The 20,834-nt window shown below is 63.6% G+C and carries 20 protein-coding genes and 1 tRNA gene; 11 read left to right on the forward strand and 10 right to left on the reverse strand.

Annotated elements, in window-relative coordinates; all coding sequences use genetic code 11:
• Nucleotides 1-48 precede the first annotated feature (48 nt).
• On the forward strand, nt 49-1,239 hold the full coding sequence (locus tag J2W40_RS06720) for a type III PLP-dependent enzyme (protein ID WP_310222920.1): 1,191 nt from the start codon (nt 49-51) through the stop codon (nt 1,237-1,239).
• Between the two features lie 69 nt (nt 1,240-1,308).
• On the opposite strand, the gene J2W40_RS06725 is transcribed toward J2W40_RS06720, so the two are convergent.
• The 7 genes from J2W40_RS06725 to J2W40_RS06755 all read right to left on the reverse strand — a co-directional run bounded on the left by J2W40_RS06725 (nt 1,309) and on the right by J2W40_RS06755 (nt 9,109).
• The gene (locus J2W40_RS06725; RefSeq protein ID WP_310222921.1) at nt 1,309-2,514 is read right to left on the reverse strand and encodes a class I SAM-dependent RNA methyltransferase; all 1,206 of its coding nucleotides are present in this window, start codon (nt 2,512-2,514) and stop codon (nt 1,309-1,311) included.
• Entirely contained in the window at nt 2,511-3,893 is a 1,383-nt protein-coding gene (locus J2W40_RS06730; protein ID WP_310222923.1) for an NAD(P)H-hydrate dehydratase, read from the reverse strand. The genes J2W40_RS06725 and J2W40_RS06730 overlap by 4 nt, the downstream gene beginning before the upstream one ends.
• Nucleotides 3,890-4,252 (reverse strand): hypothetical protein, encoded by a 363-nt coding sequence (locus J2W40_RS06735; protein ID WP_310222925.1) that lies wholly within the window; start codon nt 4,250-4,252, stop codon nt 3,890-3,892. The genes J2W40_RS06730 and J2W40_RS06735 overlap by 4 nt, the downstream gene beginning before the upstream one ends.
• The gene (locus tag J2W40_RS06740) at nt 4,249-4,965 is read right to left on the reverse strand and encodes an N-formylglutamate amidohydrolase (protein ID WP_310222927.1); all 717 of its coding nucleotides are present in this window, start codon (nt 4,963-4,965) and stop codon (nt 4,249-4,251) included. The genes J2W40_RS06735 and J2W40_RS06740 overlap by 4 nt, the downstream gene beginning before the upstream one ends.
• Nucleotides 4,962-5,843 carry a 4-(cytidine 5'-diphospho)-2-C-methyl-D-erythritol kinase gene (locus J2W40_RS06745; RefSeq protein ID WP_310222929.1) on the reverse strand — a complete coding sequence of 294 codons (882 nt, stop codon included), beginning with the start codon at nt 5,841-5,843 and terminating at the stop codon, nt 4,962-4,964. The genes J2W40_RS06740 and J2W40_RS06745 overlap by 4 nt, the downstream gene beginning before the upstream one ends.
• Complete coding sequence (locus J2W40_RS06750) at nt 5,830-7,386, reverse strand: tetratricopeptide repeat protein (RefSeq protein ID WP_310223057.1); 1,557 nt, start codon at nt 7,384-7,386, stop codon at nt 5,830-5,832. The genes J2W40_RS06745 and J2W40_RS06750 overlap by 14 nt, the downstream gene beginning before the upstream one ends.
• Nucleotides 7,387-7,456: 70 nt before the next feature.
• Nucleotides 7,457-9,109: an electron transfer flavoprotein-ubiquinone oxidoreductase gene (locus J2W40_RS06755; protein ID WP_310222931.1), complete on the reverse strand. Its 1,653-nt coding sequence runs from the start codon at nt 9,107-9,109 to the stop codon at nt 7,457-7,459.
• Nucleotides 9,110-9,237: 128 nt separating this feature from the next.
• On the opposite strand from J2W40_RS06755, the gene J2W40_RS06760 reads away from it, so the two are divergent.
• The 7 genes from J2W40_RS06760 to J2W40_RS06790 all read left to right on the forward strand — a co-directional run bounded on the left by J2W40_RS06760 (nt 9,238) and on the right by J2W40_RS06790 (nt 14,415).
• On the forward strand, nt 9,238-9,969 hold the full coding sequence (locus J2W40_RS06760; protein ID WP_310222932.1) for a uracil-DNA glycosylase family protein: 732 nt from the start codon (nt 9,238-9,240) through the stop codon (nt 9,967-9,969).
• Nucleotides 9,966-11,753 carry a lytic transglycosylase domain-containing protein gene (locus J2W40_RS06765; protein WP_310222934.1) on the forward strand — a complete coding sequence of 596 codons (1,788 nt, stop codon included), beginning with the start codon at nt 9,966-9,968 and terminating at the stop codon, nt 11,751-11,753. The genes J2W40_RS06760 and J2W40_RS06765 overlap by 4 nt, the downstream gene beginning before the upstream one ends.
• Nucleotides 11,753-12,280 (forward strand): molybdenum cofactor biosynthesis protein B, encoded by a 528-nt coding sequence (gene moaB, locus J2W40_RS06770; protein WP_310222936.1) that lies wholly within the window; start codon nt 11,753-11,755, stop codon nt 12,278-12,280. Before J2W40_RS06765 ends, moaB begins: the two co-directional genes overlap by 1 nt.
• Nucleotides 12,281-12,361: 81 nt before the next feature.
• The gene (gene dapB / locus J2W40_RS06775; protein ID WP_310222938.1) at nt 12,362-13,126 is read left to right on the forward strand and encodes a 4-hydroxy-tetrahydrodipicolinate reductase; all 765 of its coding nucleotides are present in this window, start codon (nt 12,362-12,364) and stop codon (nt 13,124-13,126) included.
• A gap of 5 nt (nt 13,127-13,131) precedes the next feature.
• Nucleotides 13,132-13,821 carry an endonuclease III gene (nth, locus tag J2W40_RS06780; protein WP_310222940.1) on the forward strand — a complete coding sequence of 230 codons (690 nt, stop codon included), beginning with the start codon at nt 13,132-13,134 and terminating at the stop codon, nt 13,819-13,821.
• Between the two features lie 57 nt (nt 13,822-13,878).
• A complete protein-coding gene (locus J2W40_RS06785) occupies nt 13,879-14,265 on the forward strand; it encodes a hypothetical protein (RefSeq protein ID WP_310222941.1) in 387 nt (128 codons plus the stop codon).
• Nucleotides 14,266-14,338: 73 nt separating this feature from the next.
• Nucleotides 14,339-14,415, forward strand: a tRNA-Arg gene (locus J2W40_RS06790).
• A gap of 21 nt (nt 14,416-14,436) precedes the next feature.
• Here J2W40_RS06790 and J2W40_RS06795 read toward each other — a convergent pair.
• Complete coding sequence (locus J2W40_RS06795; RefSeq protein WP_310222943.1) at nt 14,437-14,910, reverse strand: group I truncated hemoglobin; 474 nt, start codon at nt 14,908-14,910, stop codon at nt 14,437-14,439.
• Between the two features lie 10 nt (nt 14,911-14,920).
• Nucleotides 14,921-15,793 (reverse strand): DUF3034 family protein, encoded by an 873-nt coding sequence (locus J2W40_RS06800; protein ID WP_310222945.1) that lies wholly within the window; start codon nt 15,791-15,793, stop codon nt 14,921-14,923.
• 117 nt (nt 15,794-15,910) lie between these two features.
• On the opposite strand from J2W40_RS06800, the gene J2W40_RS06805 reads away from it, so the two are divergent.
• Genes J2W40_RS06805 through J2W40_RS06815 form a run of 3 tightly spaced genes read left to right on the forward strand, consistent with a single transcriptional unit; the run spans nt 15,911 to nt 19,267 of the window.
• Entirely contained in the window at nt 15,911-16,525 is a 615-nt protein-coding gene (locus tag J2W40_RS06805; RefSeq protein ID WP_310222948.1) for a cupredoxin domain-containing protein, read from the forward strand.
• The gene (locus J2W40_RS06810; protein ID WP_310222950.1) at nt 16,522-18,825 is read left to right on the forward strand and encodes a putative bifunctional diguanylate cyclase/phosphodiesterase; all 2,304 of its coding nucleotides are present in this window, start codon (nt 16,522-16,524) and stop codon (nt 18,823-18,825) included. The genes J2W40_RS06805 and J2W40_RS06810 overlap by 4 nt, the downstream gene beginning before the upstream one ends.
• 52 nt (nt 18,826-18,877) lie before the next feature.
• Nucleotides 18,878-19,267 carry a nuclear transport factor 2 family protein gene (locus J2W40_RS06815; RefSeq protein ID WP_310222952.1) on the forward strand — a complete coding sequence of 130 codons (390 nt, stop codon included), beginning with the start codon at nt 18,878-18,880 and terminating at the stop codon, nt 19,265-19,267.
• A 9-nt stretch (nt 19,268-19,276) separates the two neighbouring features.
• On the opposite strand, the gene proS is transcribed toward J2W40_RS06815, so the two are convergent.
• Nucleotides 19,277-20,803, reverse strand: coding sequence for a proline--tRNA ligase (proS, locus tag J2W40_RS06820; RefSeq protein ID WP_310222954.1), 1,527 nt, complete (start codon nt 20,801-20,803; stop codon nt 19,277-19,279).
• Between the last annotated feature and the right edge of the window lie 31 nt (nt 20,804-20,834).

The raw sequence follows: 20,834 nt of genomic DNA on the forward strand, positions 1-20,834 counted from the left end.
ACCGCAAGGCAGCTTCTTTCACCTTGACTACACTGGAGGTCCCTTGAATTGCACAAGCATCCTAGCGCGCTGGGGGTAGCAACCGCCCTCACACCGGCAGCACCGGTAACGCTTATTCGTCCCCAGGCCGCGGCCAGGGCAGCCCGATTCTTCGTCGAGAAGTTTCCGGGGCGCTCGCTTTATGCGGTCAAGGCGAACCCCTCGCCCGATTTGCTTCGGACATTGTGGGACAGCGGTATCTCGCACTATGACGTTGCTTCCATCGCGGAAGTGCGGCTCGTCGCGCAAACGCTGCCGGACGCGAAGCTATGCTTCATGCATCCGGTCAAGGCTGAAGAAGCCATTGCCGAAGCCTATGCCGTCCATGGCGTGCGCACCTTCTCGCTCGACACGATCGACGAGTTGGAAAAGATCATGCGCGCCACCAATGACGCGACCGATCTGGAACTGTGCGTTCGTCTGCGCGTGTCGTCCGAGCATAGCGAATTGTCCCTCGCATCGAAATTCGGTGCGGAACTGGGCGAAACCCGCGATCTGCTGATGGCCACCCGCCAGGCCGCCGATGCCCTTGGCATCTGCTTCCATGTCGGCAGCCAGGCGATGAGCCCGCAGGCCTATAGCGACGCGATCGAGCGCGTCCGCGCAGCGATCGTCGATGCGGCAGTCACGGTCGATATTATCGACGTAGGTGGCGGGTTCCCGTCCATCTATCCCGGCATGGAGCCGGTCGCGCTCGAAAATTATTTCGACGCGATCCACCGTGGCTTTGAAAGCCTGCCGGTCAGCTATTCGTCCGAATTGTGGTGTGAACCCGGCCGGGCCTTGTCCGCCGAATATAGCTCCATCATCGTGCGGGTAGAGCGCCGTCGCGGCACGGAACTCTACATCAATGACGGTGCCTATGGTGCCTTGTTCGATGCGGCGCATATCGGCTGGCGCTTCCCCGTCGCGCTGCTGCGCGAAGAGGATAGCATGGCGGAGCAGACCGGCTTCTCCTTCTATGGCCCGACCTGCGACGATATGGACCATATGGTCGGCCCGTTCATGCTGCCCGCCGATGTCGGCGTTGGCGACTATATCGAAATCGGCATGTTGGGTGCCTATGGCGCGGCGATGCGGACCGGCTTCAATGGCTTCACGTCGGAAACGACGATCGAAGTGGAGGATGAGCCGATGGCCAGCCTCTATGCCGAAGCCGTACCCGCCCGCCGTCGCGCAACGGTCATCAAGCTGGGCTAAACCGACTGCGGTTTCCCTGTGGAGAGGATGCCAGTCCCTCGCCGCTCCCCCTGCGGCGAGGGACTTTTTTTATCGGCGGAAGATGCCGACCATCTCGACATGGGTGGACCAGCGGAACTGCCCGACCGAGCGGACGCTCTCCAGGCGATAGCCGCCCGCGACCAGATGCACCGCATCGCGCGCAAAGCTCGCCGGATTGCACGAGACATAGGCGATTACCGGCACGGTCGAGGCCGCCAGTTGCATCACCTGTTCCCTTGCGCCCGCGCGCGGCGGGTCCAGCACGACGGCGGCAAAGCGGTTGAGTTCCACCGGCGTCAGCGGACGACGGAACAGGTCGCGATGGTCGGCCACCATCCGCCGCTGCGCGCGCTGTCCCGCCAGCTTGAGCGCCATCACGACATCGCGCGCGCCCTCCGCCGCATAGACCGGCCGTCCTGCCCCCAGCGCCAGCGCGAAGGTGCCCAACCCGCAGAACAGGTCCGCGATCGCCCCCGTCTCCGGCATCGCATCGCGCACCGCCGCAACCAAGGCCGCTTCGCCATCGGGCGTCGCCTGCAGGAAAGAGAAAGCCGGAAAGCCGACCGCTACGCCACCGAACGTCACCGTCGCCGCTTCGGGTTCCCAGCGCGTTTGCGGCCCATCACCCTCGTCGATCGTCAGCCGGGCAAGCCCATGCGTCCGCGCAAAATCGCCAAGCCCTTCGTCCGCAGCCAGTCCCTCGACCCGCACCCCTTCCAACAGCAGATCGACACCCTGGTCGATCAGCGACATGCGGACATGCGCGGCCCGCTTGTCCGGCAGGATCAGCGTCAGCAAATCCCGCAACGGCGCGAGCAGCGCGAACAGGCGCGGGTCGAGAACCGTACACATGGTGAGGTCAATGAGCGTGTGGCTGCCTGCCTCGGCAAAGCCGATAGTGATCTTGCGCCCCGATCGCGCCGCGCGTAGCGACGCGCGCCGTCGCGTCATCGGTGGCGACAGATGGGCGGGCAACACGGCCTGCGCCGTCACCCCTTGTCCGGCGAGCGCTCCGACCACCCGCCCGCTCACGAAATCGGACAGGCTGGCGTCATCGAGATGCTGCAACTCGCAACCGCCACAGGCCGGAAAATGGACGCAGGGCGGGGCGACATGATGGGGGCCGCGCTCGATGGTGCCATCGGGCAAGAGCCGGTCGCCCGGTGCGGTCAGCGCCGCATGACGGCCATCGGCGGTGATGCCATCGCCCTTGGCGGCGATACGGATGATGATGTCTGGGTCGCTGTCTGTCACAATCGCGCGGCGATAGCCGCTGGCAGCGCATCAGGCAAATCATCGGCCACAAACGCCGCGCCCGCCCGCCGCGCGGCATCGCCATGCAGCCACACCGCCTCGCTCGCCGCACGAAAGGGATCGCCCGTTACCGCCAGCCGCCCGCCGACCAATCCTGCCAGCACATCGCCTGTCCCGGCCGTCGACAGCCAGGTCGAAGCGCCTGCCGCCACTGCCACCCGCCCGTCCGGCGCGGCGATCACGCTGTCCGCGCCTTTGTAGATCACCACCGCGCCGCATTGCGCAGCCGCTACCCGCGCGCGATCGATCTTGCTGCCGGGCAGGTCGCCGAACAGCCGTCGAAACTCCCCTTCATGCGGCGTCAGGATCGAGCCCTGCGGAATAGCATCAGCCGCCAACAGCGTCAGCGCATCGGCGTCCAGCACCAGCCGATGGCCCGCCGTCACCGTTGCCGCCAGCCGGTCACGCGCCGCCGCATCGCGTCCCAGTCCCGGCCCGACCAGCACGACCGCGATTCGCTCATCATCCAGCGCTATCGCCACGTCCGCCGCCGTCTGCACCTGCTGATGAATGATGGCATCCGGCCCGGCCGCCGCCTCGTCCATGGCGAACAGCCGAACCATGCCAGCGCCCGACGACGACGCGGACTGCGCTGCCAGCCGCGCAGCACCAGCCATCGCGCCACCGACCACTGCCACCAGCCCGCGTGTATATTTATGCGCTTCGACCCCCGGTGCCATGAGCCTGGGCGGCCCCAGCCGGTGAACCTGATCCGGCGCAGCGATTCCGATCGGCCCATAGATCAGCCGATCGAAACATCCCGCCGCCGGATAGAGAAGATGCGCGGGCTTAAGTGCCCCCAGCGCGACGCAAAGCCGAAAGCGCGGCACCGCGGACAGCAGCGCGCCGCTATCGGTTTCCACCCCGCTCGGTAGGTCGATGGCATGGCTATGGCTCGCCGCCTGGGTCAGTTCGCCCAATCGCGCGGCAACCGCCGCATCCAGCCCCCGCGAGAGACCCGTGCCGAACAGCGCGTCCACGACCTGCGTCGCAGGCGCGGCCGTCGCCAGATCCTCGACTGGCCCGCCCCATTCGGCACGGGCGCGTTGGCTCGACGGTGTGCGGCTCTCGCCCAGCGCCGCCACCCGCACCGCCACGCCCCGTTCGCGCAGCAACCGCGCAATCACATAACCATCGCCGCCATTATTGCCCGGCCCGCACAAGACAAGCATGTCGCGCAGCCCGCCAGCCCGCCAGATGATCGCCGCCGCTGCCGCACCCGCGCGCTCCATCAGCGCATAGTCCGGGACACCCGACGCAAACACCGCCTGCTCCGCCGCCCGCATCTGCGCGGCGGTCAGGATCGGCGCACCCGTCATCGGGGAGCGGACCCCGCCACCTGAACCGACATGCGGTAACGATCACCGCCGATACGGATCTCGATCTGATCCTTGTCGATCAACTGGAGCCTGGCCTCCTCCGCCCCGTCAGCGGCTTCCAGACCCCGCCCATCGTCCAGCACCGTGAAGCGGCGAAAGCCGCCATCGGGATGCCGGATCGTCAACATGTTCCCCGCCCGCTCGATCACGCAATCCCGTGCCCAGGCTGCATCAGGCCCGATCGCACAGTCCGCCATGCCGTCATCAACGCGCGCGTCCGGCCCATTCCCCAAGACCGAGGGATCGCTCCCGCACGCCGAAAGGCTCAGCAGCAACCCCCAATAGCTATGACGCATCATGTCAGCGCACTCCGGCAAGCCAGCACCACCGGCCCCAGCAGATCGGCAAAATGCCTTTGCCCCGCCGCGTCGCCGACCAGATCCTGCCGCATCTCGATGCCGAGATAGGGGATGCCATTGGCCTCGGCATGGCGGTTCATCGTCGCATTGAGCATCTTGCCCGAATAGGGTTGCTGATCGCCGACGATCAACCCCACCCCCTCCAGCAGGGGAATGGCGATCCGGGCCGCGCGATCATCCTCGCCATAGAGGATGCCGATCTCCCATGGCCGCCGCTGGTCAGGATCGCTCGCCAGCCGGGGCGTAAAACTGTGGACCGACAAGATGAAGGGCGAGGCCATTATGGCCAATCGCCGCTCGACCGCCTGATGATAGGGATGGTAGAAGCGCCGCATCCGGTCGCTCAAATCCGCATCGCGATTGCCCGATATGGCGTGGCCATCGCTCATCACCGGCAACAGGCCGGGCGCGTCCTCTTCGCGGTTGAGGTCGATCACCAACCGCGACACGCCGCCCAATATCGCCGTGCCACCCAGTTGCGCCGCGAGCAGCCGACTGACCTCTGCCACGCCAATGTCGATCGCGATATGATTGCCAAGCAGCGCCGGGTCGATGCCAAGGTCGATATCCTCCGGCACATGCGCCGACGCATGATCCGCAACGATCAACAGGTCCAGCCCACCCGCTTCGATCAGGGTAAAGGCCTCGCTCATGCCGCGCCGATCCGTGTTTCCATCACCCACCAATCGGGATGGGCGATGCGCACCGCCATCGCCGCGTCCGCCAAAGCGATATCATCCTCGAACAACGCAAAGCAGGTCGCCCCAGACCCCGACATGCGGGCAAGCACCAGCCCCGGTTGCGCGTTGAGACAAGCCAGCACTTCTGCAATCACCGGAGCCACCACAATAGCCGGTGATTCCAGATCATTGCGGCCCGAACCTATCAGCGCATTCAAGCTCCCGGCATCGAGCGGCCCGCGATCCTGCCTGTCCCACCCGGCAAACACCTGCCCCGTCGGCACGGCAACGCCCGGATTGACCAGCAGCATCGCCATGCCCGCCAGTCCCTCGACCGCGTGCCGAGCAAGCCCCTCGCCCCGTCCCGTGACCAATTGCGTCACGCTGGCGATGCAGGCGGGCACGTCCGACCCCAGATCCAAGGCCAAAGCCGCCAGTTCGCCATCGTCGATCCGCACATCCCATAGCCGCACCAGCAGGCGCAGGGTCGCGGCGGCATCGGCCGACCCGCCGCCAATCCCCGACGCCACTGGCAAGACCTTGGTCAGGCGGATCGCCGCACCACGTTGTTCACCGAGATAGGATTGCAGCGCCCGCGCCGCCTTCACCACCAGATTGCCCGGCCCCGCGTCCAGCGCCTCGCCGAACGGCCCGTCGATCACCAGGTCGATCGCGCCATCATCGGTCGCCCAGCCGATCAGACGATCGCCATGCTCGGCAAAGACGAACAGGCTTTCCAACGCATGATAGCCATCGTCCCGCCGCGCCCGCACATGCAGCGCGACATTGACCTTGGCACAGGCGGTTTCGATGAAGCTATCGGCCTCCAACTCCGCGTCACGGTGCGGCATATTCGGGCTTCAATCCTTCCTTGGCCTTGGCAGCGATCCGTGCCGCGACATCGCCTTCGGCATAAACCGATGCCGCTGCCCAGGCATAGCGCGCCTCATAGCGGCGGCCGGCGGTCCAGAGCGCATCGCCCAGATGCTCGTTGATCGTCACATCCGATGGCGCGCCCGCTGCAGCCCGTTCCAGCACCGGCACGGCGGCTTTGACGTTGCCAGTCACATAATGCGCCCAACCCAGCGAATCGGTAATGGAAGGGTCCTGCGGCTTGAGCGCGCTTGCCTTTTTGAGAAGATCGAGCGCCGCCTCCACATTCTGTCGCCGCTCGATCTGCGCATAGCCCAGATAATTGAGGATTACAGGCTCATTGGGTGCCAGGGCAGCGGCGCGTTCCAGCACAGCGCGCGCCTCGTCCCAGCGCTTGCCCTGCTCCAGCGCACTGCCTTCGAACAGCAGCAGCGACCAGGGCGGATCGGCATCGCCAAACCGCGCCTGAGCCGCGCGAAAGGCGGCCGCTGCGCCATCGAAATCCCGTCTTTCCGCGAGCAGGCGGCCGAGGCGGACGTGCCGTTCCGGCTCCGCATCAGGCTCGGCGGCCAAGGTGCGGGCCAGCGCCAGCGCCGCATCCATTTGCCCGTCCGCCGCCAGGGCATCGACCCGTTCAGCCTGCGCGATCGCGCTGTACCAACCGGGCGGCACCTTGTCCGTCTCGGCAAGCGCCGCCGCCGCAAAGCCAGCCACCGTCAGCAGCCGGGCCGCCACAATCCGATGTTCAAACGATCCGGGGTCGGCGAAGGTCGCGATCCGTGCCAGCCGCAGCGCCAGCCCCACACCGTCCCGGTCCGAGCCGATATCCGTCGCCAACCGCGCCAACAACCGCGCATAGCCCTGCGCTGGTGTCAGTGGCGATGCCTTGACCCTGCGCCGGGCGATATCGGTTCGCGCCCGCGCAAAATGCGCATCATTCGGCGGCAGCAGCAAAAGAGCCTCCGCCTTGGCCTTGCGTGCCGCCAACTGTGTCGCGAAAGACAGACGCAGTAACGCATCGGCAGGTCTGATCGTAATTGCGCGTCGCAATGGGGCGATGGTGCCCTCTATGTCGCCTTCGTTGAGCGCCAGCAGCGCCTGATGCTCATCGACATAGCGCTGCGCCAATGCGGCAAAACGGTCTTGGGGGTCGATCGCGAGTGTTATCTTTTGCCCCTCGCCCGCAGCGATCCAGCTCCGCAAAATGGGGCCGATAAAGGCGAAATTGCCTTCCTGTTCCATCCGATCGACGAGAGTGTTGGCAGCAATCCAGTTCCGCTGCTCCAGCGCTTCACCGATCCGCAGCAAAGTGCCGTCTCGCGGCAATAGGCCTGCCTGATCCAGCAAAGCTGCCGATTGCAGCGCCAGCGCCTTGTCTCCGCTCTCAAGCGCCTGCACATAGGCGCGCTGGGCAATTTCCACCCGATCGGGATCACGCGCCAACGCCTCGCCATAATGGGTAACGGCCAAGGCCAGCGCGCCATCGCTGTCCGCCAATCGCGCCTGCGCATAGGTGTGCATCGCGCTGCGCGGATCGACCGATGCCCCGGCGGCAGCCGGGGCGATCAGCGCGAGAGAGAGGATCAGGCGCTTACATATTGGGATAATTCGGTCCTCCGCCGCCTTCGGGTACAACCCAATTGATATTCTGGGTTGGGTCTTTGATATCGCACGTCTTGCAATGAACGCAATTCTGCGCGTTGATCTGGAAGCGGGGATTGCCCTCTTCCTGACCCACCACTTCATAGACGCCTGCCGGACAATAACGCTGCGCCGGCTCGTCATAAAGAGGCAGATTATAGCTGATCGGGATCGCCGGGTCCTTCAACTGCAGATGGACCGGCTGGTCCTCCTCATGATTGGTGTTCGACAGGAACACCGAGGACAGGCGATCGAAGCTGATCACGCCGTCGGGCTTGGGATAGGCGATCCTGGCGCAGGCGTCCTTGTGCCAGATCTTCTCATTGTCGGGCTTGTGCTTCATCGTGAAGGGAAGCCCGATCTTGAGCGTCCGCATCCACATGTCTATGCCCGCCAGCAGCGTGCCGATCGTGCCGCCAAACTTGGACAGCAGCGGTTCGGCATTCTTGACCAGCTTCAATTCGTCAGCGATCCAGCTTGACCGCACGGCGGCGTCATAGTCGCCCAGGCTGTCGCTCGTCCGCCCCGCCTGCACGGCGGCAAAGGCCGCTTCGGCCGCCAACATGCCCGACTTCATCGCCGTATGCGTGCCCTTGATGCGGGGCACGTTCACAAAGCCAGCCGAACAGCCGATCAGCGCGCCGCCGGGGAAGTCGAGCTTGGGCACCGACTGCCAGCCGCCTTCGTTGATCGCCCGCGCGCCATAGGACACACGACGACCGCCTTCGAGGAACTTGCGGATTTCGGGATGCTGCTTCCAGCGCTGAAATTCCTCGAACGGGTAGAGATGCGGGTTGCGATAGCCAAGTCCGACGACGAAGCCCAACGCCACCTGGCCATTGGCCTGATGATAGAGGAACCCGCCGCCATAAGCATCGGTCAGCGGCCAGCCCTGGCTGTGAATCACCAGACCGGGCTGATGCAGCGCCGGATCAATGTCCCACAATTCCTTCATGCCCAGGCCATAGACCTGCGGCTCGCTGTCCGCGTCCAGCGCGAACTGGCGCTTCAAAATCTTGGTCAAATGCCCGCGCGCACCTTCGGCAAAGAAGGTATATTTGGCGTGAAGTTCAAGGCCGGGCTGATAATCGCCCTTATGCTTGCCTTCGCGATCGACACCCATATCGCCGGTCGCAACGCCCTTCACGCTGCCATCCTCATGGTAGAGAATTTCGGCGGCGGCAAAGCCGGGGAAGATTTCGACGCCCAGCCCTTCGGCCTGCTCGGCCAGCCAGCGGCACAGATTGCCCAGCGATCCGGTATAGGTGCCCTTATTGTGCATCCAACCCGGCGTCATGATGTGCGGCATAGCCATCTTGCCGGACTTCGTCAGAAACCAGTGCTGGTTGTCGGTCACCGGCGTGTCGGCGAGCGAACAGCCCATGTCGCGCCATTGCGGCAGCAATTCGTCGAGCGCCTTGGGATCGATCACGGCACCCGACAGGATATGCGCCCCGATTTCGGAGCCTTTTTCCAGCACGCATACGGCCAGTTCCTGACCCGCGTCAGTGGCAAGCTGTTTCAGCCGGATCGCCGCAGACAGACCGGCTGGTCCGCCGCCAACGATGACGATGTCATAGGGCATCGATTCCCGTTCGCTCATAGTCCCTCCATAGCGGCGTCCGGCGGGCTGCACCCCGATCTTCCGATCGCCTTATTACTCCAACACTCTACCATCACAGGCGATGAAGCACCTTGACCCCCTCGTCAACCTCTGGCCCTAAGGTACAGATGCGGGGATCAATGCAGGATAATGCGGTGTTGAGTGCCGACGCCTATCTGGCGTGGTGGCAGCTTACCGGCGTGGAATGCGCGGTGGCGGAAACGCCCGTCAACTGGTTGCGTCCGGCTTTGACCGCTACGGCATCAGCGGCGCAATCGAGCGTCGCGATTGCTCCGCCGGTCGCCAAACCGCAGGATTTGCAGGCGTTTCAGACCTGGTTGGCGAGCGACGCAGGACAACCCGAACAGCGCTGGGCGGGCTGTGCCATCATGCCCGCCGGACCAGTCGATGCGCCGTTGATGATCGTCACCGACATGCCCGATCCGGCCGATATCGAGCAAGGCACGCTCCTGGCGGACCGCGCGGGCGCGCTGTTCGATTCGATGCTGCGCGCCATCGGCCTCGACCGGGCGCATTGCTATATCGCCTCCCTGTTTTTTGCCCGTCCGCCCGGCGGCATGGTGGAGGCCAGTGACATTGCCAGTGCCGCCGCCCGCATGGCCACGCATGTCCATCTCGCCCGGCCACGCCGCCTGCTTCTGCTTGGCGATCGGACGATCCGTGCGTTGATGCCGACGGACGGTGGCGAAGCCTCCGTTGCTTTACCGGGCTTTAACCATGATGGCGGCATTGTGCCCGTCATCGCCACATTTCACCCGCGCCTGTTGCTCACGCAACCGGCGGCCAAGGCGCAATGCTGGCGCGCCCTGCAAAGCCTGATCGAGGAAAACCGTCCGTGATTCGAGCCGCGACCCGCCTGTCCTGCCTGGCCCTGTTCGCAATGGGTGCAGTCGCTACCCTGCCCGCTTCGGCCGAGACGACCGGCACCCTGCCGCCTGTATCGGCAGCGTTGGCCACCGGCTCGCCGCTGGCTTTGTCCGATGGGGACAAGGCCCGCTATCGCAACATCTTCGTTACCCTGCGCGATCAGAAATGGTCCGATGCACGGGCCATGATCGAGGCCTTGGACGGGCAGGATGCCATGCGCCCTCTCGCCCTGTCCGAACTTTATCTGGCGAAGGGATCGCCAAGGGTCGAACTGTTCGATCTGCTCGATCTGGTGAACAAGGCCGCGTGGCTGCCCAAGGCCGACCAGCTTTCCCGGCTGGCGCAGAAACGCGGCGCGACCATCTTGCCAACCCTGCCGCAGGTGCAGAAAATGGTCTGGCTAGGCTCGGCACCTCGCCGCGAATATGTCCCTGCGGTCAAGACCGATATGCTGGCGCAGGCACTGGCCGGACAGATCCAGACGTACATCAAAGCGGACAACCCCGCTGGTGCCGAATCGCTGCTGGCGAGCGGCGAAGCGGGTTTGACCCCCGAAGGCCTGACCGAAGTGCGCCAGCGCGTCGCCTGGGCCTATTATATCGAAAATGACGACAGCAATGCCCGCCGCATGGCGGCACGCGCGCTCGAAGCGCGGGCCGGGGGCGATTGGAGCGTACAGGCGCATTGGACCGCTGGCCTCGCCGCCTGGCGTCAGAACGACTGCCGCGCCGCAGCGCCCTCCTTTGCCAATGTCGCCGCACTGGCAGGCAATGTCGACATGCGCGCCGCTGGTGCCTATTGGGCATCGCGCGCCTATATGGTGTGCGGCGAAGCGGAGAAGGTTCAAAATTATCTCAGGCTAGCCAGCCGTTCGGAAGAGAGTTTCTACGGCCTGCTCGCCCGCGAATCGCTCGGTCTGCCGCTCGGCGCTGCGCCTGTCGCCAATCGGTTCGGCGCGGCCGAATGGCAATTGCTCAAGGACAGCCCCAATGCCCGCGCCGCCATCGCGCTGAGCGCCATCGGCGAAACCGCCCGTGCCGAAGAATTGCTCCGGCACCAGGCGAAGATTGGCGGCAACACGCAATATGACGCGCTTATCCGGCTCGCCAGTGCGCTGAGCCTGCCCGAAACCCAGCTATGGCTCGCCCATAACGGCCCGGTCGGCAAACAGCCGGAGAGTTTCGCCCGCTTCCCCGCGCCCAATTGGCAGCCCGACGGCGGCTGGCGCGTCGATCAAGCGCTGATCTACGCCCACACCTTGCAGGAATCGGGCTTCCGCTCACAGGTCGTCTCCAGCGCAGGCGCGCGCGGCCTGATGCAAGTGCGTCCCGGCACCGGCAGCGACATGGGGCTGGCGTCGGCCGACCAATTGTTCGTGCCATCGACCAACATGGAATTTGGCCAACGCTACCTCGAAGCGCTGCGCGACATGAGCGCGACCGGCGGGCTGCTGCCCAAGGTCATGGCGGCGTATAATGCCGGGCCGCTGCCAGTCGAACGCTGGAACAGCGAAGTGAAGCATCAGGGCGACCCACTGTTGTTCATGGAATCGCTGCCTTATTATGAAACCCGCGCTTATGTGAACATCGTCATGCGCAATTACTGGATGTACCAGATTCAGGGCAAGGGCAGCGCCGATTGCCTGACCGGCATGGCCCAGGGCCTGTGGCCGACCTTCCCGACATCCAAGGGCATGAAGCTGGTCCGACTGAGCAAAGCCGACGGGCGCGGCAGCATGGGTGGCGGTTCGGACTGATGCCGATCGACGAGAGCCGACCCTTCATCCCTGTACGCATCGCTGTACTGACAGTGTCGGACACGCGCGGACTAGCCGACGATCGGAGCGGCGACGCGTTGGTCGAACGGTTGGAAAAAGCGGGCCACATTCTTGCCGGTCGCTATGTCGAACGCGACGACAAGGCGGCGATCGTGGCACGTCTGCACGCCTGGATCGACGACCCCCAGGTCGATGTCATCCTGACCACCGGCGGCACCGGCGTTACCGGACGCGACGTCACGCCCGAAGCGGTAGCCCAGGTGCAGGACAAGGAAATTCCGGGCTTCGGCGAACTGTTCCGCTGGCTCAGCTACCAGAAGATCGGCACATCGACGATCCAGTCCCGCGCCACCGCCTGCGTCGCGCGCGGCACCTATATCTTCGCCCTGCCCGGCTCCACCGGCGCGGTGAAGGATGCGTGGGACGGCATATTGGTCACGCAACTGGACAGCCGATTTCGTCCCTGCAATTTCGTCGAACTGATGCCGCGCCTCAACGAGCGTTGAGGCTCTGCCCTGCATGTGGGGATGACAAAAGCGCATCGCTCTGGCATCCGCGCTTCCCAGCACAACAGGGACGGCGTCTTCATGATCAGCATCGGGATTTTCGGGGCCGCAGGCCGCATGGGACAGGCGATCGCCACCGTCGCGACGGACGCTGGCTTGGGCCTGGTAGGCGGCACCGACCGCGCAGGCAGCGGCGACATCGCGCCGGGTCTTCCGATCACGACCGACATAGCGGCGCTGGCGCAGGCAAGCGACGTGCTGATCGACTTCTCCGTCCCCGGCGCCCTCTCGGCCCATCTCGACGCCTGCATCGCCGCGCACAAGCCGATCCTGATCGGCACGACCGGGCTGGAGCCTGTGCATCACGCGCTGATTGATCAAGCGGCGCTGGTCATTCCCGTGCTCCAGACCGGCAACACATCGCTCGGCGTCAACCTGCTCGCCGCTTTGGTGGAACAGGCCGCCGCGGGCCTTGGTGACGACTGGGATATCGAGATCGTCGAGATGCACCACCGGCACAAGGTCGATGCCCCCTCCGGCACCGCGCTGCTGCTCGGCGAAGCGGCAGCGCGCGGACGCGGGATCGACCTTGCCGACCATAGCGAGCGCGGCCGGGACGGCATCACCGGCGCGCGGGGCAAGGGGGCGATCGGCTTTGCCGCCCTGCGCGGCGGATCGGTGGCGGGCGACCATCAAGTCATTTTCGCGACCGAAGGCGAGCGGATCGAAATCGGCCACCGCGCCGAAAACCGCTCCATCTTCGCGCGCGGCGCGATCAAGGGTGCGCAATGGCTCGTTGATCAGCCCGCCGGACGCTACGACATGAAGGGCGTGCTGGGCCTCTGACCGCCATGAACAAGGCACAGATTTTCGACTTTTTCAGCCGCCTGGCCGAAGCCAATCCGGCGCCGGTCACCGAACTGGAATATGGCAACGACTATCAATTGCTAGTCGCCGTCGTGCTGTCGGCCCAAGCCACCGATGTCGGCGTCAACAAGGCTACGCGTGCCCTGTTCCGCGACGTCCAAACGCCCCAGCAGATGGTCGATCTCGGCGAAGACGCGCTCAAGCAGCATATCAAGACGATCGGCCTGTTCAACGGCAAGGCCAAGAATGTCATCGCCCTGTCGGAGATACTGGTCCGCGATTTCGGCGGGGAAGTGCCGCAGGATCGCGACACGCTGACCACCCTGCCCGGCGTCGGGCGCAAGACCGCCAATGTCGTGATCAACACCGCCTTCGGGCAGGAAGCCTTCGCCGTCGATACCCATATCTTCCGCGTCGGCAACCGCACTGGCCTCGCCCCCGGAAAGACGGTGCTCGCGGTCGAGCTGAAACTCGAAAAGCGCGTGCCGGCACCATTCCGGCGCGACGCGCATCATTGGCTGATCCTGCATGGCCGCTATGTGTGCAAGGCGCGCCGCCCCGAATGCTGGCGCTGCATCGTCGCCGACCTGTGCCGGTTCAAGCCCAAGACACCCGCACCAAAAACACCCCCTGCCGCGCTGCCGTTATCGCCCGGTTCAGCGGGCAGCGAATAGGGAGACGGGATAGCGCTTGCCAGATCGTCGATTCGGCAAAAGCCAAGGAGAGACATTATGATCATTTTGCGCGCCTATCCCCTCGCGTTGGGCCTCGCCCTGACGGTCGCGGTGACCCCGGCCATCGCGAAGGACAAGCCTGACCCCTATGTGGCAAAGGGCGAAGCGGTCAGTTGCATTCCCATCCAGTCCATCCGCTCGACCAATGTGCGCGATGACCGCACCATCGACTTCGTCACGACCGGCCGCAAAATCTATCGCAACACGCTGCCCAATAGCTGCCCCAGCCTTGGCTTCGAACAGCGCTTCTCCTACCAGACCAGCATTTCGCAGCTCTGTTCGGTCGATATCATCACCGTGCTGTGGAACACGGGGCCAGGCCTGCAACCGGGGGCGAGTTGCGGGCTGGGCAAATTCCAGCCGATGGAAAAGGCCGCGAAATAAGATTGGTCATGGGTGAATTGAGGCTGGCGCAGGCCCATGGCCTTTGCTAAGCGCCCCTCCTGACCAGCGTCATGCACCCATAGCTCAGCTGGATAGAGCGTTGCCCTCCGAAGGCAAAGGCCACTGGTTCGAATCCAGTTGGGTGCACCATTACCGTCGGCGGCGATGGGCCTATTGCTTCACGACATCATGGTGCATTGGCGCAAGTTTCGACAGGAACCGATTTTGCGCCTGGAAATCGACCTTTTCCGCGCGCATGACTTCCTGGAGCAACTCGACCAGTCGGTTCATGTCCTTGCGCTGCACCCCTAGATCCTTGTGCGCGCTCGCCATGTCGCGACCGCTGTAGGAACAGCCCGCGTTCAGCAAGTAGCAGAATTGCTCGAACAGCGTCCGGCTAAGGCGCACCTTGTCATGTCCCATGAAAATCTCGCCAATGACGGGATCGGCATAGGCGCGGACAACCATGCCATCGACCACGCGCCTGATGCCGTCCTGGCCGTGAAATGCCCGTGCCATGGCATCGCCGGTGAAGGGTTCGCCGCCGGCATGGGCCGCATTGGGCACATAGGGATCGACCGCATCTTCGCCGGGCATGGCATGGGGTGCGGCTTGCAGCAGGAGCAGCGAGAGGAACAGAGACATGATGACGTCCTTAGAAAGCGGCCTGGAGTGACAGGAGCAGGCCGCGCTGGCCCTTGACGGTGGCGATGGAGCCAAGGTCGGCATAGGCGACCGTGGCGGTCACGTTGCGATGCACCGCGACAGCCGCGAACAGGTCGAACCAGTCATCCTCCCGTGCGATCCCCAGATTGTCGGGCTTGCTGCGAAATTCGCCGCCGATCGCGACGCGCCGCGACAATTGCCACGCGGCCGATCCTTCGAACTGCAGGCCATAGCTATCCTGCTTGTCGCCGCCAAAGCCCAGCAGGCCCATCTGGTTCGCCTTGGTCAGCCGCGCGGTGCCCGACAGCAGGATTGAGCGCGACAGGAACAGCTTGCTGACCGAAGCATAATAATCGACGCCTTCGTCATCCTGCGCGCCGATTGCGCGGACGACCGCGCCTTGGCCATTCTTCTTATATTGCGCGCCGATCGCAATGGCGGGCAACCGATCATAGACCAGATCGCCCGCGACCCGGAGCTTAACCCCTATGATGTCCTGCGAAAATGCATAGTCTTTGCCCAGGCCAAGCACGGTGCCGATGTCGTTGGTATTGAAATTCTGGTGCGCGTAGCTGATCTCAAGCCGGTCACGAAAACCGACGGCTACGCCTGCGCTCCAATAGTCATAATCCTTGACCTCGACCATCGTGCCATGGGCTGACAGGCCGATACCCTCGTCGGTTTCATTGCCCGCGATTACGGCCCAAGGCGTAAGGCCACCGCCACTTGCCCCCTCAAGCGATGTGATCCCATTGGTGAGCAGAAGTTTGCCGCCATGGCGAAGCGGTCTGGCGCTTGCGGTTGAGGCTAAAAATAAGCTGACGAGAAGCGCGACGGACGCGGCGAGAAGATGTCGTGTCATGACCGGTGCCTTACGCCGGTTTGGTTAAAATTATATTTGTCTTGGAAGATGCTATCCAAATCGGTCGGGCATTCGGCCATAAGCAATTGTTCAATATTTGGCTGTAGAGGAACAGCCATGCCTATCTTGCGCTTATTACTCATCCTATTGGTCAGTATCGCCAGTCCGGCCATCGCCGGTGACCTCAATCTTAAACTGGTCGATACCGATGGTCGGCCCGTCAACGACGCGGTTATATCGGTCCGGCCCGCAGGCGGCATTCCCGCAGGGCCGATCCGCTTTCCCTGGCCCACCGCCATGGTGCAGCAAAATGTCGCCTTTGTTCCGCATGTATTGATCGTGCCGGTCGGCGCGACAGTCAGCTTTCCGAACAAGGATAAGGTGCGGCATCACGTCTATTCTTTTTCCCGCCCAGCCAAGTTCGAGATCAAATTGTTCGGTCAGGATGAGACGCGCAGTTATACGTTCAAGACGCCCGGCGCAGTCGCGCTTGGATGCAACATACACGACCAGATGACGGGCTTCATCAAAGTGGTGGACACGCCCTTTGCGACCAAAAGCGACAGTGCAGGCGCCGCCCGGATTGCAGGCATGGCGACGGGTACGGCACAAGTCACGATCTGGCACCCTTTGCTGCGCTCCAAGGATAACGAGATAGTGCTGAATATTCCCATTCCCGGTAGCGGCGCGGCCAGCAAGACGGTGCCGCTGGCACTGCGCAGCGCGCGGTGACGCACTATCTTGCCATCACGCGGCTGTGGCGGCGATGGGTGGGGCGGCTGCAATCGACGCTGACCCTGCGGATGACATTATTCTACGGCATGCTCTTCCTGGGCGTGTCCATGCTATCGCTCTACGGCACGCGCAAGGCGATAGAGGCCTATGCCGAACAGGCCATCCGGCGCGAAATGGCCGTGGGCAGCGCCCTGTTCGATCGCATTGCCGCCATGCAGGTCAGTCAGATGGCCCAGGCTGGCAATGTCCTGGCCAGCGACTTCGGGTTTCGCGAAGCAGTCGGCACGAGCGATGCCCCCACGATCATATCGGCGCTCAAAAGCCTCCAAGGTCGCTTCGACCTGCAACATGCCCTGTTCGTCGGTGTCGATGGCACCGTGGTTGGCCATGTGCCGGGCATGTCGGCCGATGAGAAAAATCAACTGTTCGACGCACTGGATAGGGGGCGGGAGCGCGGTGTCGCCCGTTGGGGTGGGCAAAATTTCATGGCTGCGGCCTCCCCGGTTCGCGCGCCCGTTCTAACCGGATGGGTAATTTTTGCGCGAACGATGGGCCCGGCTGACCTAAGACAGATCGCCCGACTTTCTTCCATCGACCTGCACCCCCGCATCCTGCCGCAGGCCGAGTCCGGCATACGGGCTAGCAGCGTCAGCGAAGTAAGGCGCAATGGCGAGCGCATCCTGATGCAAGCCCGCGCAGTACCGACTTTGGTAGAATCTGCGCCGCAGCTACTGGTTCTCGAATATAGCCTCACACATGCTTTGCGAGACTATGCGCCCATTCTTTGGGCCTTGTTCGGTTTTGGCGGGCTGGGCGCGATGCTGGCAATCGCCGGCACTTTTGTTGCCTCGCGTCGGCTGGCCCGCCCGATCGTCGCGCTGGAGGCGGCCGCGCGCAAGGTCAGCGCAGGCCAACATGCCGAAGTGGCCGTGGAAACCCGCGACGAAATCGGGCAATTGGCCCGCAGCTTCAATCGCATGGTGAGTGCGGTCGAGGATCGCGAGAGGCAGATCGCCCATATGGCCTTCCACGATTCGCTGACGGGCTTGCCCAACCGCACCTTGCTGCGCGAACAGATTGCGTTAGCGCTCAACCGCCACGGCAGCGCGAACTTCGCGCTTTTCTGCCTTGACCTTGATAATTTCAAGTCGGTGAATGATACGCTCGGCCATCCTACCGGGGACGCGCTGCTGTGTGAGGTGGCGACACGGCTGGGTGCCATCTGCCCGCAGGCTTTTGTCGCCCGTCTTGGCGGCGACGAATTTGCGCTTATCCTGCCCGATGGCAATGGCAGCGCCGATCAGATTGGTCGAGCGCTGGTCAAGGCACTGGCGCAGCCCTTCGATGTTCATGGTCATCGGATCGTCACCGGCACCAGCATCGGCATCGTACTGGCCCCTCAGGATGGGCAGGACGCGACCGAACTGCTGAAAAATGCCGATCTTGCGCTTCACCGGGCCAAGGATGAAGGCAAGGGCAGCCATCGATTCTTCGAAAGTGCGATGGATGCCGAAGCCCAAGCGCGGCGCGCGATGGAAATCGACCTGCATGACGCGCTGCGCAAGGGTGAATTGGAACTCTATTTCCAACCACTGTTCGGTTTGTCACAAAATCGCGTGACAGCTTTCGAAGCCTTGCTCCGCTGGAACCATCCCGAACGGGGGATGGTATCGCCCGTGCAGTTCATTCCATTGGCCGAGGAAACCGGCCTTATCATCCCAATTGGCGAATGGGCGCTGCATGAAGCCTGCCGCATAGCCGCGACATGGGCCGACGATATCCGCATCGCCGTCAATATCTCGCCGGTGCAGTTTCGTAGTGCCACGCTCAACAGCATCGTGTTGCAGGCGCTAGCGCGCTCAGGTCTTGCGCCGCATCGGCTGGAACTGGAAATCACAGAAAGCCTGTTCATCGACAATGTCGAAGCAACGCTCGGCTCGCTTCATTCGCTGCGAGCCCTGGGTGTGCGAATCGCTCTTGATGATTTCGGCACGGGCTATTCCTCGCTCAGCTACCTGCGCAGCTTCCCCTTCGATAAATTGAAGATTGATCGCAGCTTCATCGTCGATCTGCTCGCCCATGACGGCGCGACCGCCATCATTCGCGCGATTACTACGCTGGCCGACGCGCTTGGCATCGAAACGACGGCTGAAGGGGTCGAAAGCAGCGAGCAACTGGAGATATTGCGCACCGAGGGCTGTAACCAGATTCAGGGCTATTTCTTCAGTCGGCCGATACCGGCGGGCCAAGTGGCAGCATTGCTGGACAAATTGTCGGGTGACCGCTTGGCCGCTTGACGCCCCGTCTGCCAATTGCGTCGGCTGATGCCACGCCCTACGACCATTTCCTATGAATACCGCAACCGACCTTGCCATCCGCCTGCGCCGCGCCAGCTTCAACCGCGCGCTGGCGCAAGCCGACCTGCGCACGATCGAAACGCTGCTGGCGCGGGACGCAATTCTCGTTGCGGGGACGGACAGTGCGGTGCTGGCCGGGCGCAAGGCGCAAATGCTGGCGTGGCGGCGCGAGTTCGCCGCGGCGGAGCGGCTGCTCTACACTCGCACGCCGGACAGGATCATTGTATCGGCCGTCGAGCCCATTGCAATGGAACATGGCCAATGGCAGGGCGTCCTCGCCTCGACGGGTGAACCGCAGGCGTCTGGCACCTATACCGCCAAATGGCGGCAAAACGGGCAAGACTGGCTGATTGAGGCCGAGATCTATCTCACCCTCGCCTGATGGGGCCGCTCAGTAGGAGCGGCCGACCAGCACCCGTTCCACCGCCGCGTCGCCCGTGAAGATGCACGCGCCATCCGCCGCCACTGCATCGCTCGGTACATTGCGCAGCGTCAGCTTTTCGCCTTTGAGCCACTGCACGACCTTGTCGAGCGCATCGCCGGTTGGCTTGCTCCACTGCACCAGCGCCCAGCCCGGCTTGGCGCTGGCGTCGAAATAGGCCTTGAGCGCATCCAACGAGCTGATCGAGCTGTCGATATTGCTGTCGAGCCGTCCCTTCGCATCGGCGAACAGCGCTTGCTGAATGTCGGCCAGTGTGGCCGTGGCCTCCGCAACAAAGTCCCCCTTCGCCACGATCTGGCTGTCGAGCTTGCCATCCTCGCGATAGAGCCGGTCGCGGCGGATGACCGAGACATTGCCGCCCGCAACATCGCGGCCGCCGACCTCGATCACGATCGGCGCGCCCTTCTTGACCCAGCCCCAGCGCTTGGTTGCGGCCTTGGCCGGGCGCTTGTCGAGCAGCGCGCGAACCGGCTCGCGAAACAGGTCGAGCGCATTCAACTGGCTGACCAGATCAGTGCAATAATCAACGATCGCTGCATCTTCGTCATTGTCGCGCAGCATCGGCACGACCACGATCTGATAGGGCGCGACGCGCGGCGGCACGCGCAGGCCGTCATCGTCACCATGGACCATGATGAGGCCGCCGATCATCCGCGTCGACATGCCCCAACTGGTCGTCTGGGCCAGTTCCTGCTGCCCTTCGGCATTTTGAAACTTGATATTCTGCGCCGCGGAAAAGGTGGTGCCCAGGAAATGCGAGGTGCCAGCCTGCAACGCCTTGCCATCCTGCATCATCGCTTCGATCGAATAGGTGGCGACCGCACCGGGGAAACGCTCATTCTCCGGCTTTTCGCCCGCGACCACCGGCATCGCCACGCAGTCCTCAGCGAAGCTGCGATAGACTTCGAGCATCTTCATCGTTTCTTCCAGCGCCTCGTCCACGCTGGCATGGGCGGTATGCCCTTCCTGCCAGAGAAACTCGGTCGTCCGCAGGAACATGCGGGTGCGCATTTCCCAGCGCACGACATTCGCCCACTGGTTGATAAGGACAGGCAGGTCGCGCCACGATTGAACCCAACGGCTGAACGCCGCGCCAATGACAGTTTCCGATGTTGGGCGGACGACCAAAGGCTCTTCCAGCTTCGCATCGGGATCGGGCACCAGCTTGCCGTCCTTCTGGATCAGCCGGTGATGGGTGACGACCGCCATTTCCTTGGCGAAACCATCGACATGCTCGGCTTCCTTCTCGAAATAGGAAAGCGGGATGAACAGCGGGAAATAGCAATTTTCATGGCCGGTCGCCTTGATCCGTTCGTCCAGCAATTTCTGGATGCGTTCCCAGATGCCATAGCCCCATGGCCGGATGACCATGCAGCCGCGCACGCCGCTTTCCTCGGCCAGGTCGGCCTCGGTAATGACGGCCTGATACCAGGCGGAAAAATCCTGTTCGCGGGTTACGGAAAGGGCGTGCTTCACGGGGTCGGGCCTTGGGCTAGAAACGGAAAGG

It is taken from the genome of Sphingobium xenophagum (assembly GCF_031457465.1).
In the GTDB taxonomy this organism is placed as follows: Bacteria; Pseudomonadota; Alphaproteobacteria; order Sphingomonadales; family Sphingomonadaceae; genus Sphingobium; species Sphingobium xenophagum_A.